The sequence below is a fragment of the Paenibacillus aurantiacus genome (assembly GCF_042431225.1).
GTDB classification, from domain to species: domain Bacteria; phylum Bacillota; class Bacilli; order Paenibacillales; family Paenibacillaceae; genus Paenibacillus_Z; species Paenibacillus_Z aurantiacus.
In genome coordinates, this window is record NZ_JBHMDO010000033.1 from 89,063 (window position 1) to 103,177 (window position 14,115).

Below are 14,115 nucleotides of genomic sequence, written 5' to 3' on the forward strand. Positions count from 1 at the left end.
GAATGAATGTCGATGGTTAATAGGCGAGCTTGCTTCGCTTCGCTTCGGTTCGGCGAGATCAACGGTACCAGCTGCGCGGCGTTTTGCCGTGCAGGACCGCAAGCTTCTCGAACGCTTCGTATTTCTTCGCCGATTGAAAACCGAGGTTTACTTTGCGCACGCTCGGATTACGAAGAACGGGCAAGAAATGCGCCGGCGTTAATTTCGCGACGAAATAATGCGCAAACTCCTCCAGAGCGGGCGCGTCTTCCAGTTCATCTAACCGCTTCAGGTTCTTCATATTCTCAAGACGGATGCTTCGCAAATCCCGCAAATTCGAAAGCTTGGGCAGCTCCTCGACCGATGCCATGGCTTCCAAGGTCAATTCCTGCAGCGCGTTCAAGCCGGAAATAAAAGAGAGATCGCCGGGCAGTTTCGCGTTCCAAAGCTTAAGCTGCTCAATTCTCGTCAAGGTCGCTAGAGCGTGCATGTCACGGAGTCCGAGGTTGGAGAGTTCCAGCGATCGGAGCTTGGGCAGAGAAGCCAAATAACTCACGTCGTCCAGCGTTGTCGAACCGATCGCGAGAGTGTCCAGTTGTTTCAAGTACCGGATCGCATCGATGTTCCTGTTCTGCCCATAAATCTCCAAGGTTCGCAGTCGGCCGAAACGTTGGATGGCATAGAGATCGGGCTTCTTCGATTTCGTCTTGCCGATGTGCAGGTAGTCGAGCGAATCGGGAACATCGTATAGCACATCCAAACTGTTCAGCTGATAAATGTCGAGTCTAAGCGCTTCCAATTTGCATAAATGCGCGATCGCATCCAAGTTGGCCGCATCCATTAGACAATCCAACGATAATTTCGTAACATGCGTCATGCGCGCAAGAAATCGCAAATCGGCCGCTTCGGCATAATGCCCATATACGCGAAGCCAAACGTCTGGACGGTGCGCGAAAAAGCGTTCGTTTAGCGCATCCGGCAGCGCTTCGTCGAGCGGTTCCGAAAACTGCAGAACGTCCAGCTCCGAATCATGAATCAACTCATCGATTTCTTTCTCGGTCAACGAGGTCCCGATTTTAACGCGATCGCGCGATACGTACTCGTACATTAGGATCCGACCACTCCTTGTTCATAGAACGCCGTCCGAGGGCGCAATTCGGGTTTGCAAACCTAAACATTTTCACAATCCAAGTCCATTCTCCTCCCAACTTCAAGAAGCGTCAATCCGAAATCTGCTCCCTTTCGTATAAAAAATTCGTCGTTATGCGAGTTAATAAACCCTGATCTTCAACGGCTGCTTCCATTCACACCTGACACGTCATGGCATATAGTGAACGTAGGCATCTATCCCATGAACGCTTATTCGAATGGTCTCGCATCGCCCGTGCCGGCTGCATGGACCTCTATAAGCGCAAAGGAGTGTTCAGGTTGAACGACCAATCTGCCAACTACTTTGCCCGCGGCAACACCGCTCGCGGCGCCTATTTCTTGTACGATTCCGCTTTTCAAGGACTGAATCGGCTCTACATTCTGACGGGGCCTCCCGGAACAGGAAAATCGACGCTCCTTCGCGGCCTGGCAGATCGCTTGCTCGAACAAGGGCAGCACGTGGAGCTGTTCCATTCCCCGCTTCGCCCCGACGAACTGGACGGCATCATCGCGACGGATTTGAAGGCGGGAATCGTCGATGGGAGCGTAAGCGAAGGGATTACGGATCAGACTGCCCGAGAGGTTGTCACGATCGACGTCGCAGAGGCGGTTGACCAAGAGCGTCTGGCGAAACATATCGAGACGGTCGCGGACCTTAAGGAGAAGCTCGCACAACTGTATACCAACGCGTATGAGGGCTATGCGGCCGCGCTGCGGATACACGACGAATGGGAGCGTTATTATATCGACAGCATGGATTTCGGGAAAGCGGACGACATTACACGCCAATTGATCGAAGGGCTGTTCGCGGGGCATGAGCACGATACGCCGACCGTGCGCCGCCGTTTGTTTTTCGGAGCGGCCACGCCGAAAGGCGCGGTCGATTATATTCCCGGCTTAACCGCTTCGCTCCGGCGGCGGATTTTCATCAAAGGCAGACCCGGCTCCGGCAAATCCACCTTGCTGAAGAAGCTTGCGGCCGCGGCGGAGCAGAAAGGCGTCGACGTGCGCGTCTTCCATTGCGGACTCGATCCGAACAGCCTCGACATGTTGATTTTCCCCGAGCTGAGCACCGCCATCTTCGACAGCACCGCGCCGCATGAATATTTCCCGGACCGGGACGGTGACGAGGTCCTCGACATGTATGCGCTTTCGATGAAGCCCGGAACCGACGAGCAATATGCCCGTGAGCTTGCCGAGATCAAAGAACGATACGCGTCGAAAATGAAGGCAGCGACCGCCTACTTGGCAGCAGCCGAACAAATCGACGCGCAAATCAAAAGCTGCTACTCGGCAGTCGTGGACTTCTCCATCATCGAGGCCATTGGAGCGCGGCTGCAGGAAGAATTCGATAATCTGCTCGAATCGTAAGCACCGCATGCGCGGATGGGGACGAACCGGACATCCAATACGACGGTAGTCCCTCATCTGCTGTAGGAATCCGTCATCGATCGAGAACGGCGAAAGGCGCCGCAGGGTTATACCCCTTGGCGCCTATTTGGCGTAAAAGTGGAGAATAGGATTCCACCCCTTCAACACGTTCGCGATCGTCCACTTGGCCGCTTCCTCGTCGGTCAGCTGCTTGCGGGATTCGTTCACGAGCGCGCCGGGGCCGGTGTTCTTGTATTCGGCGAACCGGGCGTCCTTCCACGAGAAGCCGGACATGTCGGTCCACGGCTCTGCTTTGATATGCGCGCCCATCTCCGTATTCATGTACACGACGCTCGCAATCGCGTTCGGATTGCCGCCCGGATGCCAAGGCCTTCCGAGGTGCACCGTGCCGGGCGCCGCGTCGCTCGTCAGCTTGCTGTTCAGCACGAGGTACCCATACGACTCGTCGATGAGCGTGCTCGCGGCGGTAATATACCCGTTGTTCGAATCTGAGCCGCGGTCGAGCGAATGAATGACGCAGTCGTCGAAGACGGCACGGGAGCCGCCGAAGATAAAGTCGACGTCGCCTTCGATGTAGCACTTATTAAAATTTTGCGTGCCTCCGTTCGTCAGCAGCGTGTCCTGGTTGCCGAGGAAGCGTACGTTCGTGAACGAGATGCGATCGCCGCTAACGTTCATGGCGACGGCTTGCTTGTTCGCTTCCGTCACTTTGCTCTCGTCGGTGCTATTCTCGAACGTGATGTTGCGGACCTTGACGTCATTCGCTTGTATGAACGCGGTCGCGCTGCCGCTTGTGCCGAAGGTGCCGCCTGCTCCATTGTTCCGTCCGGAATAATTGTCGAACGTGATGACCGTCTTCTCGGCGTCTTCGCCTTCCAGCGTGATGAACGGCTTCTCTCTCGGAATCTTGACGACTTCCTTATAGACGCCGTTCTTCAGCCGGATCGTGACCGGGTGGATATTGCCGGCCGGCACGGCATCGATCGCCGCTTGCACGGTCTTGTAATCCCCGCTGCCGTCCGCCGCGACGACCAACTCGCTCTGTATGCGACCCATCTGAGCCGCGATGCTCGTCGCCCGGTGAACATCGCCTTGCCCCAGCGTCCGGCTGTTCGCGTCTCTGCTATTCTGGCCCGTGACCTCGGCATAGATGCCGCCGGTAAAGTAGCCCGTCGAGGCTGCGGCCGCTAGCAGCTGCTTCGCATAACTCCCGCCCCACGAATAACCGTCCCTGCGCTCCTTCTCGATCTCTTGGATCGTCGATTTGATGACGCCGTCGCGGCCGGAGAAGATCGGCTTGTTCGTCCCGATCTCATAGAAGCGGTACCACATCGTCGCCTTGGGGTCCGGGACGAAATAGACGCCGTTCGGATCGCCGCTCACATAGCGGATGCCTTCCAGCTTCACCTCGTCGAACCACGTCAGCGCGCCTCGGATCGCCTCCTTGATTGCCGGCGACGGCGTAGGCCGACTCATGAGGAAGCGCACGATGCTGACCGATTCCGAGCCGGACAAGGAAGGATGCTCGTAGCTGCGCGCGCCTTTCGGCTCGAAGGTGACCGGATCATGCTGCGCGCACCAAGCGAGCAGTTTGCCGTCCACCTTGATCTGCGCTTTGAGGATGTAATCGACGCCTCTGTTCATGGACTGCTTCAGCTTCGCCGCCAGCTCATCGCTAATCAGATCGCTCGTGAACGGGTAGCTGCGGTTCGCCGCTTCGTCCATCAGCTCCAGTACGTTGATCATCGCGTTATCGTTGAAGGTGACGTAGTTGGAATATTGCACAAGCTCGCCCGGAATGCCTCGCTTCGGATACACCTGCGTGAACCCGCCCGTATCGGTCTGGAGCAAGAACAGGAACGCGATGCCCTTCTCGATCGCCGCTTTGTACTTCGCGTCGCCAGTCGCCTTGTACACCTCCGCGAGGAAACGAAGCTCCTTCACGGTCGCGTCGTTGTCGATCATCCCCAGCTCTTCGCCGCTCGGCCCCAGCCACTCCGAGCGCTTCGCCTTGCCGTCCCATGGCTTGCTGTAGTCGATCGCTTTGGAGAAGCCGCCATGCTCCATTTGCCAAGTCAGCATGTTGTCCGCCTGCTTGACCGCCTGCGCGAGATCGCCCGTGAATTTCTTCTCCTCCTGCGGCGACTGATACGTCGCGTTGGCATCCCACGCATCCGCGCTATGGAGGACAAGCACGGTTTGGCCAAAGCGATTCACGCCTTGAGCCGCTTTGGTGATGCGCAGCTTGGCGAAGTTCGGCGTAAGCGAAGCCCAGCTTCCAGTCGGCACGCTGATCGCGATATCCGAGTAATCAAAGTCGTTGAATCGGCTGTTCAGCGTCACGATCAGCTGATTCCCGCTAATCGCCTGTACCGCCACGATGCCGGCGTGCTCGGCCTCGATGTCGTGATCCGCGGCAATCCGGGCCATCAGCTCCCTCGCCTCGCCGAATGTCAGCGCCTTCGCCGGACTGAAGCCGCCGCCGGAAGCGGACATGTAGCCCTTGGCCGCCATCGCGCCGATAGCGCCTTTGCTCCATTTCGGCAGCGATCCGAAGCGCTCGGCAGCCGACTCGTTAGGAGCCAGGTCGAGCAGACCCGCTAGTATAACGGCAGCCTCCTGCCGGCTGATCGGCTTATCCGGCGCGATCGTGCCATCCGGCAGACCTTGCATATAACCCGCTTGCTTCGCGGCTTCCAGCACGTAAGCATACCATTCTTCCAGCGAGATCTCCCAGACATTCGTCTCCGTGCCAATCCCTTTGAACCGCTCTTCCTTCACGAAGCCGAATGCATCGTTGACGAGCGACATGAACGCCAGACGCGACAGAGGCTCGTTGTCCTGCGGAGCTCCGTCCGCAATTACGCCGAGCTGTTTCAGCTGCTTCAATTGAAGTCCGCTGACCAGTTCGGTCAGGTCCGCTTCCTGCAGCTCAACTTGCTCCTCCGCGCCGACCGGCTCGTTATGAATGCGCAGGCTGTCGATATTTCCGCCGCCGCTTGCCCCGACGGCCGTCGCCCGAATGATATTTTCCCCTGCCTTGAGCGTCGCTTGCGTCTTGGTCGTCAGCCACTTATCGAAGCCGCCCGTCGGATCGAAGGCCAGTTCGGCTTCGACGATCTCGCCGTTGACCGAAATTTGGGCCGGACGTTTGTCGGTGCCGCCGTGGGCGTAACGGAATTCCAGCGTGTACGAGCCCGCCGCCGGCATGTCGACCTTCCACTCCAAATACCCGCCCGGCACGTTCGGATTGAAATCAGTGAAGCCTGTTCCCGTGTACCCGGCATGCTTCGTATCGACGATGACGCCTTGCAGCGTATTCGCCTTCTCGGCCTCGAGCAGCACATTCACCTTCGTGTATTCTTCCGCAGCCAGCGACGATCCCGACGCGCCCGTAATTGCAGCACCTACGCTAGCAGCCGCGAATACGGCGACAAACGCGCTTTTCCCTGCAAGCTTCATTCGTTTCATAACGTTCCCCTTCCGATGCTTAGAATGAAATGTGTTGTGATGAGATGCCTGCTGTCTGACGGAGAAGAAGCGACCGGTTAGCTAATCAGGCTGTCCGCGTCTAGAGCTTGTATTGCTGCGCTTCGGCTGACTCGCGAAATAGCTTGGGCGTCGTGTTAAGATGCTTTTTGAACCCGCGTATAAAGTTGGAATCGCTTACAAAGCCGACCCGGCTGGCGACTTCCCGAATCGGCAGATCCGTATTGATCAGCAGCTTCTGCGCTTCGTGGAACCGCTTCTGCAGGATGTATTGCTGTATCGTCACGCCTAGCTCCTTCTTGAAAAAGTGGCACAGGTAGAACTTGTTCATATGCAGCCGGCTCGCCAGCGCATCCAGGCTCCAATTCGTGCTCCAGGCGGCATTAAGCTCCAGCAGGATATTCTCCGTCAGCGCGGCTTTGTCCGTGCCGCGATCCAGCCGATCGCCAACCCCTGTCTCCCGCCGGAGGGACCGGCAGAGAAACAGCAGCAGTTCGAGCAAATGAATCTGAATGGCGCCTTTCTTCCCCCACAAATCGTCGCAAGCGTTCTCCGCCATCAGCCGGTCGACGATTCCCCGCAGCGCGCCCGCTCCTTCCGATTGGAGCTGAAGCAGCTCATGCGGCGCGGTCATGCGGTCCATGATGCGCTGGAATTCCTCCAGCGCTTCGTGCTCGAAGCCGAAGAAGTTGCGCGTAAATTGAATGACAACCCGTGCATACTTTCTCCCCTCCGGCACGTGGACTTTATGCAGCGACGAGCTTTTGAATACGAGCAGCGAGTCCTTGGCCATGGCATAGACTTTGTCCTCGAACACATATTGAGCCGCGCCGTCCCGCAGCCACACCATTTCATAGCCCGGATGGGAATGGAAGTGCCTCGGATACTGGAGATCGGTCTTGCATGCGATCGAGAAATCGTTCCGTTGAAGCAGTATCGCAAGATCCCGCTTCGGATTCATAAGCCACCTCCTTGACTCGGATGTTTGCGCAATCCGTATGCGCTTTCAACTTGCGTATCACTAACTCTAGCACAACTTGACGCATCCGTTATATGCACCGTTTGTCGTGTTCATAGGCATAGGTTGCTATTTTGAGCGGAGTGTCCAACTTGCGCTATGAAAAGAAAAAAATCCGCTGCAGGAGCGGATTTCCACATGTTCGAGGGGAAGCGTCATTGCGAGGCGAATTTTGATCTTATCGCGACCGAACCGATTGACCTTTGCTGCGCACCGAAATTCCGGCAGTCGACCGGATTAAGCCACGCTTGTCGTCTGATACACAATGATACGTCGCGCCACATCTACGCCGTCATCGGCTGCCGGCGGTTGAAGCGCCGCGACTGCCAGCACCACTAGTACGGCTGCGAGCGCCGTGAATACGAACAACGCGATCCTCCGCTTGGCGGGTGTGGCCGTTACCGTATTTGCCATCATAGCGATCCTCCAATCCATAAGCTATTTCTTCATGCTTTCTGGTTCTATCATAGAGGAACCGCTATCTTCGCGGAAGTTACGCCGCGTCATGACTTTTGTCATCGCCGTCATTCCGCGGGATGACATATACCGGCTGGCCAATAAAAAAAGCTCCATGAATGGGAGCTCAATGATGGGTTGAATGCTTCCGGCGGTCCCAGACCGTCCGTTTATTTGACCGTGATGCGGAAGTAATAATCTTTGGCCATCTGCTTGATGACATCTTCGCGCGCCATCTTGATGCTATAGGGAAGACGGTTCTTATCGCCAATTACGAAGTCGGTGTACGTGCCGGCTTTCGTCTTCAGCAGCTTCGTCTCGCTCGCCAGCACCGTATGGTTTTTATTGAGCGTTTCCATCACGATGACCGGCGGGCGGGAGACATCTTTGGTCAGCGTGTAGGCGAAATCCAAATTGATGCCGCCAATGAAGAACGCGCTGTTGAGCGACGTAATGAAATCATGCGTGCCCTCTGCTGTCAAGATCTCGACCGCATCGTTCTTAATGAGCGGATAGTCCTCTTCGGGCGTCGTAATGGCGATCGTATTATTCTGGCCGTCCCACTTGGCTTCATAGCCGAGCGACTCGCTTACCAGACGGAGCGGCACGTACGTTTTGCCGTTATAAGTAATCGGGGCATCCGATGGCGTTCCGATTACCCGCCCCTCCAACAGCATCATAATTTGCGGGGCCAGCTGGGCCTTGATCTGCGCGCCTGCCGCCCAGACGGTCGCAGGCACGAGCAGGCCTGCGGCGACGAGCATTCCTGCCATCCAACGTTTCTTCATGGTTCATCCTCCTGTGACTTGTGCTTAAGCAACATGTACCATTTTCGTTTAAATCAGCACATCGTCAAAAGAGACTTTTCAGCTAATTTCCCAGACAAAAAATGCCAATAACGTCATATTCATGTCGTAAAATGACGAATGCATCCCTGCTCGAACATGCCGGACGGCGCGCCAAAAAGGCGACTGCTTCCGGCCTTCCCCGGCCGCAGTCGCCTATTCTGGCAAGCGCACACTCGCTTATCGCAGCAATTCCCGCGCCTCCGTCAGTTCGAGCTCCGCGCTTGGCCGGAACTCTTCCGATCTCGCGTATTCGAACAAGCTGTGAAGGAACTGTCGGCCTTCCGTCGTCTCCCCCGCGCGCTTGGCATCGATCGCGCAGACAAGCAGGCTGCCCGCGCCGACGCGGCATTCGAACACCGTGCCCAGCTTATGGTTGCGCTCGAAATTATCGATCGTCTGGACGATCGGCTGAAGCTCGCGGCTAGTTCCGTCGAGGATGATTGACCGCGACTGCTCCACGATCTGACGCCACGGCTCGGTCGCGTGGGGATCGCTCGGGAAGCGCTTCAGCAGCGGATGTTCATTGTCGATCAGAAGACCCATCGTGCCGACTGGGACTGGCTTGTTCATGCTCTCGGAGATCGAACGGAACATCGGGTAACACCAGAAGTCGACGCAGTACGTCCCTTCAACGGCGTTCGTAAGCCGCGTCAGATCTGGCATCACGACGACGCGCTCGCCCCGCTCGAGCAGCGCAGCCGCTTCATCTGTCAATTCCTCGAACAGCCGGATGCCGCCGCTATCGGCAGCAACGCCGCTTGGATATATCCATAGATGATACGACTTTCTGATGTCCGTCCCGGTAATTTGCAGACGCAGCGTCGTCTTCGTCATTGTCGGCACATCCGGCATTGCGAATCCGATCCGGCCGATATCCACCAAATCACCGGATTTCTCTGCCGATGCGACCGCTTCGCCTTGTGCGAGCCGCTCATTCCCCGCCGTCAGCTCCCACTGCAGAGTGTATCCTAGCAGCGGTTCAGGCCGCATGTAGCGGAGCTGCAGCGCAGCTTCGAATTGCTCGCCCGCCTCGTAATTGTATTTGGCGAACCGCGCCAGCAGTACGGCATCCGAGCAAAACGTGCGCCACTCTTCCGGCGAGATCAGCCCCTTCGAATCCATGAACGCATCGAGTACGCCGACGAGCGCTGTTCCTTGTCCGCTAAAGTCCTGCAGGTCCAGCAGCTGGAAGCCGGCCAGATGTTTCGTACGGAACGCCGACTCGAGCTCCTCCTTGTAGGCTTCGACCGCGACGCGACCGGAGTAGGCGTGATACTGTTCCGCGAGATGGTCGAGCCCGTGGTCCGCGAGCCGCTGCTTGAACAGCTCGAAATTGCGCGCCTTGAGCGGTCCGGTGTACTTCGCGATTTCGTTAAAGTCAGGATAGGTCTGATATTGGCCAATCTCGTGCGAAATGACCGGAACGTTCGGCACGAGTACGCCTTCGGACGCACCCGCCTGCACCGTCTTCGCTTCGGTGCCATACTGGATTTGAATCTCGCCTCCGCTCGATTGCCCTTCGATTGCCCCTTCACCCGAAATGTCTGGCGGTATGATCATATCGTCGTAATCCGTCAACGTCCCCTGCGGCCCTGTCTGCACATGGCCTTGCGGCGCATCGCACATCGCATAAGAACCCCGGAACAGCCGGTCACGCGAGAAGCGCACGCCGCAGAAGAAATCTTCATGCTCGAGAATAACCGGCACCCATTGGAAATTGTTCGACCCTTGCGTGTACAACGGACGGTTGTCGAACGTTTTATACGCCTTCAGTATACCGTCGATCCGTTCCTTGCTGCCCCACAGCTCGTTGCCGAGCGACATCATAACGAATGATGGATGGTTGCCGAACGCCTTCAGCATGCGATACCCTTCTTCGATTAAATAAAGCTGCTCCGCTTCATTATGGTTGTCGTACGTCTCGTCGGTCACCGTGCCCCAGAACGGCAGCTCCGGCTCCATGTAGATGCCCAGCCGGTCCGCGGCTTCGAACGCCGCTTCGGGCGGGCAGCAGGTATGGAACCGGTAATGGTTGATGCCGTACGACTTCGCGATCTCGAGCACGCGCAGCCATTCCTCGACCGTCGTTGGCGCGAAGCCCGTGAGCGGGAAGATCATTCCGTCATGCTTGCCGCGCAAGAACGTCTTCGTACCGTTGATCGTGAAGGCGTTGCCCTCCGCCTTGAATGCGCGCTGGCCGAACGTCGTCTCGTACGCTTCCGACGGCGAACCTTCCTGCTTCAATTCCAGCCGCAGCGTATATAGATTCGGAGTCCACTCGCTCCAGAGCAGCGCATCGTCGCCAAGCGAATAGACGACTTCGAATTGGCCGCCATCGATCTCGAACGTGCGAGCCGCCGGTTCATGCGAGCGCGAAGCGTTGAAGGCGACCGCCGATACGGTCAGCGCCGCTGCTTCGGCTCCGGCCAGCTTAGCCTGGATGCGAACCGTCCGCTCCTCGACGTTCGGGTACGTCCGCACATCCTCCAGATAGGCGGCACCGTAAAATTGCAGCTCGATCCTCCCCGTGATGCCGTTCCAGTTCGTCTGCGTATCGCGCGATGTCATATGACCGCCTTTAGTCGGATAATCCGTGTTGTCCACGCGAACGGTGATCGTATGCTCGCCTGGCGTCAAGCGATTCGCGATCGGATAGACATGCGGTGCGCTCAGACTATCGTGCGTGCCCAGCTCCTGACCGTCGATCCACACGGTCGTCACGCGAGTGCGCTCCAAGTACAGCATTGCATTCTCCCCGGCCAAGTCCGCTGGAATGATGAACGTGCGCGTATACCAAGCCCAACCTTCGAACGCATATTCGTCCGTCAGGCAGTCGGCATGCGCGGATTCGTTCGGATTCCCTTTACCGGCGTATGATGTGGTTCCCGGCAGGGTGATCGTATCGTTCATCGGCAGCCGCAGGCCTTGCTTGGCTCCGTCCAATTGCAGCTTCCACGTGCCTTCCAGGTTGATCTTTGCAATCATCGTTTCACGTCCTCTGTCCAAAATCTGCTGAATGCGACTACTATAGCATGGCCGGACATGCGATAATACCGCTTAAATTAGTCGATTTCTCCATGCAAAATCGGTGAATCCTGAAATGCGAAAGACATGCTTGATCACTGCCGGGAATTAAAAAAATCCGCTTCATCAGCGGATTTTCAAGCGATTACCTCATGAAACCAGATTGACGCTCTATTCGAACCAATCCCCGCACCACTTCTCAAGGAAACGAAGCTTCTCCTCGGTCTGGAACGCGCCGCCGCCTTCATGGCCGTTGAACGGATAAATCCGAATTTCCTTCTCGCCGGGAATGCGGTTGTAGGTGGCGAAATACATCTCCGGCGGACATACCTCATCCTTCATCGCGACCGAAGCTAACACGCGGCATGTAATCCGTTCCGCCATGTTCATCGTGTCGAAGTAGCTAAGCTGGTCCATCACCAGATCCAGCTGCTCCGGATGACGCTTGACGTATTCCGCGACGCTGGCGAAGGCGCCGTGCAGCCCTTCCACCCGCCGCGCAAGATTGCTGTTGCTCGGGACATCAACGAGCGCGACCTTCGGACGGTCGTCCAGCGCCGCCATCGCCATCGCGAGCGCGCCGCCTTGACTGCCGCCTTCCACGACGATTCTCGACGCGTCCACCTCGTCCCGCGAACAAGCGAAATCGATCGCCTTCATGCAGTCCATGTACACGTACCGATAGTAGTATTCATATTTGTTATGTACGCCGCGGCTTGCAACGTTCATGGAGAATCCGCTCGTCGTCGCGGCGCGGCTGCCGGTCTTGCCGCCTTGATCGCGGCAGTCGACGGATAGGACCGCGAATCCCATCATGACCCAATGCATAAGCTCGGACGGCTCTCCCCGGCTGCCCGAGAAACCGTGGAAATGAATGAGGCACGGGTATTGCGTTTGGTTCAAGAACGTCGGCACAATAAACCAGCCGTGAATCGGCGTCTCGTCCATCCCGCAGAACTGAATATCATAGACGCGCGCCTGCTTCGCCGGATAGGGAACTTCGCTTACGACAGGACGGAGCGGCACCGCCCTGGCGGCTTGGATCGTCTCCACCCAGAACGCGTCAAAACCGTCTTTCCGCGTCAGCTTCGGGAAATACGTAAATAACGATTCCGTTGCTGATTCCAAATAACCCATTAAGCGATCCTCCTCAATAGCGTTTGATGAGACTACCTTCCATTTCCACGCCAAAAGACGGATTTCCTGCCAGACTACGACAGGACGCTCAAACTTCAACAAGCATAATTACTGCTTGACGCTCTCTCGGACAGTCACCTGCTTGAAAGGATTCCAACGATCGCGAAGGGAAACCGTATAGGTTTTGCCGCAAACGCTGACCGTAGACGGATTCGCCGGCGCGCCTACAATTACGGCATCGGTGCAGTCGGCAAAATAAGTCTCGATTGCTTTCGTGGTCTGATTCGTCTTCGATTGAAGATAGAACGTACCCGCGATCAGGAGGATTAAGACGGGAATCGCAAAGTATTTAAAATAGCGGAATATATTAATTCGGTTCAAGTTCTCCATCGATAGTCCCTTCGCTCGTGCGTGAAATGGCTTTGCTTATGCTGTAATCCGCGGGATCGATCTCAAGTTCCAGCCCTAACGCGAGCTTCGCCAATTGGCTCCCTATATAGGGCCCCACCGTCAAGCCGGATGCGCCAAGCCCATTAGCCGCGAACAGTCCCTCCCACCCCGGCACGCTGCCTACAACCGGCAGGAAATCCGCGGTAAACGGGCGGAAGCCCACTCTCATTTCCATGAAGGTGCTCCCTGCCAGCGGCGGCGCGAGAGGCAGCCCTTTGTTCAAAATCTCGTGCATGCCCCCAGGCGTTGCCCGCGTATCGTAATCTTCAGCGTCGTTCTCGTGCGTCGCCCCGATGACGATCCGCCCATGCTCGAAGGCGAGCAGGTACTGATCGGTAGGCGGTATGACGACCGGCCATCTGCCTGTATCCCGCGCGTCATCCTCCACCTGCACGTGCATAATTTGCGCCTTCTGATGCCGGACCTGGAACTCGATACCGAGGGGCCGCAGCAGCTCGCCCGCCCAAGCGCCCGCGCAGACGATTACCTTGTCCGCGGCGTAGTGGACATTCTCCACCGTAGCGCCGACTACGCGACCGGATCGATAGTCGAGCTTGGCATCGCCGCGAATCATCTTCGCGCCGCTGCGCTGCGCGGAACGAAGCAGCGCCTCGCGCAGCTCACGACCGTCTACGCGGGCAGCGCCGCTTATGTGCACGGAAGCGAACCCTTCCGCAAGCAGCGGAAATCGTTCGCGAGTCTGACGCTCGTCCAGCCGTGCGATCGTTTCGATTTCGGGGGCGTCTTCTTTGCGCGACGCGGCCCGCTCCTCCATTTTGCTCAGCTTGTCCGCATCGTGGTGGATATTCAGCGCCCCGACCTTGGCATAGCCGGTCTCGGTTTCACCCTCGCCCTCCAGCTCTTGAATCAATTGCGGATAATAACGCGCCCCCGCTTTAGCTAATCTATACCACGCTTGGTTGCGTCGCTGCGATAACCAGGGACAAATAATGCCGGCTGCGGCATCCGTAGCCTGTCCCGCGTCTTTGCGATCGATGACGATGACGTCCGCGCCCAGCTTGGCCAATTGGTAGGCGGTAGACGCGCCGGCGATACCCGCCCCAATGACTATAACTTTCATGGTGAGTTCATTCCTTTCTCTGCACGCTCCTCCCATTATAACGAGATCCCGGTCAAATAGAAAAAGGCAGCCGGTCTCTTGTTCGACCGCTG

The 14,115-nt window shown here is 57.1% G+C and carries 10 protein-coding genes; 1 reads left to right on the forward strand and 9 read right to left on the reverse strand.

Annotation, left to right across the window (positions count from 1 at the left end):
• Nucleotides 1-58: 58 nt before the first annotated feature.
• Entirely contained in the window at nt 59-1,087 is a 1,029-nt protein-coding gene (locus ACFFSY_RS19390) for a leucine-rich repeat domain-containing protein (protein WP_377497071.1), read from the reverse strand.
• 320 nt (nt 1,088-1,407) lie between these two features.
• Here ACFFSY_RS19390 and ACFFSY_RS19395 point away from each other — a divergent pair, with 320 nt between their 5' ends.
• On the forward strand, nt 1,408-2,499 hold the full coding sequence (locus tag ACFFSY_RS19395; RefSeq protein ID WP_377497073.1) for a PRK06851 family protein: 1,092 nt from the start codon (nt 1,408-1,410) through the stop codon (nt 2,497-2,499).
• A gap of 123 nt (nt 2,500-2,622) precedes the next feature.
• Here ACFFSY_RS19395 and pelA read toward each other — a convergent pair whose 3' ends face one another.
• The 8 genes from pelA to ACFFSY_RS19435 all read right to left on the reverse strand — a co-directional run bounded on the left by pelA (nt 2,623) and on the right by ACFFSY_RS19435 (nt 14,023).
• Complete coding sequence (gene pelA, locus ACFFSY_RS19400) at nt 2,623-5,991, reverse strand: pectate lyase (protein WP_377497075.1); 3,369 nt, start codon at nt 5,989-5,991, stop codon at nt 2,623-2,625.
• A gap of 100 nt (nt 5,992-6,091) precedes the next feature.
• Nucleotides 6,092-6,970: a helix-turn-helix domain-containing protein gene (locus tag ACFFSY_RS19405; RefSeq protein ID WP_377497077.1), complete on the reverse strand. Its 879-nt coding sequence runs from the start codon at nt 6,968-6,970 to the stop codon at nt 6,092-6,094.
• A 294-nt stretch (nt 6,971-7,264) separates the two neighbouring features.
• Nucleotides 7,265-7,444, reverse strand: coding sequence for a hypothetical protein (locus ACFFSY_RS19410; RefSeq protein ID WP_377497079.1), 180 nt, complete (start codon nt 7,442-7,444; stop codon nt 7,265-7,267).
• A gap of 209 nt (nt 7,445-7,653) precedes the next feature.
• Nucleotides 7,654-8,271 carry a stalk domain-containing protein gene (locus ACFFSY_RS19415; RefSeq protein WP_377497081.1) on the reverse strand — a complete coding sequence of 206 codons (618 nt, stop codon included), beginning with the start codon at nt 8,269-8,271 and terminating at the stop codon, nt 7,654-7,656.
• Between the two features lie 237 nt (nt 8,272-8,508).
• Complete coding sequence (locus ACFFSY_RS19420) at nt 8,509-11,316, reverse strand: DUF8487 domain-containing protein (protein ID WP_377497083.1); 2,808 nt, start codon at nt 11,314-11,316, stop codon at nt 8,509-8,511.
• Nucleotides 11,317-11,526: 210 nt separating this feature from the next.
• On the reverse strand, nt 11,527-12,492 hold the full coding sequence (locus tag ACFFSY_RS19425; RefSeq protein WP_377497085.1) for an acetylxylan esterase: 966 nt from the start codon (nt 12,490-12,492) through the stop codon (nt 11,527-11,529).
• Nucleotides 12,493-12,600: 108 nt separating this feature from the next.
• Entirely contained in the window at nt 12,601-12,882 is a 282-nt protein-coding gene (locus ACFFSY_RS19430; protein WP_377497087.1) for a hypothetical protein, read from the reverse strand.
• Nucleotides 12,860-14,023: an NAD(P)/FAD-dependent oxidoreductase gene (locus ACFFSY_RS19435; protein ID WP_377497089.1), complete on the reverse strand. Its 1,164-nt coding sequence runs from the start codon at nt 14,021-14,023 to the stop codon at nt 12,860-12,862. The genes ACFFSY_RS19430 and ACFFSY_RS19435 overlap by 23 nt, the downstream gene beginning before the upstream one ends.
• Nucleotides 14,024-14,115: the final 92 nt, after the last annotated feature.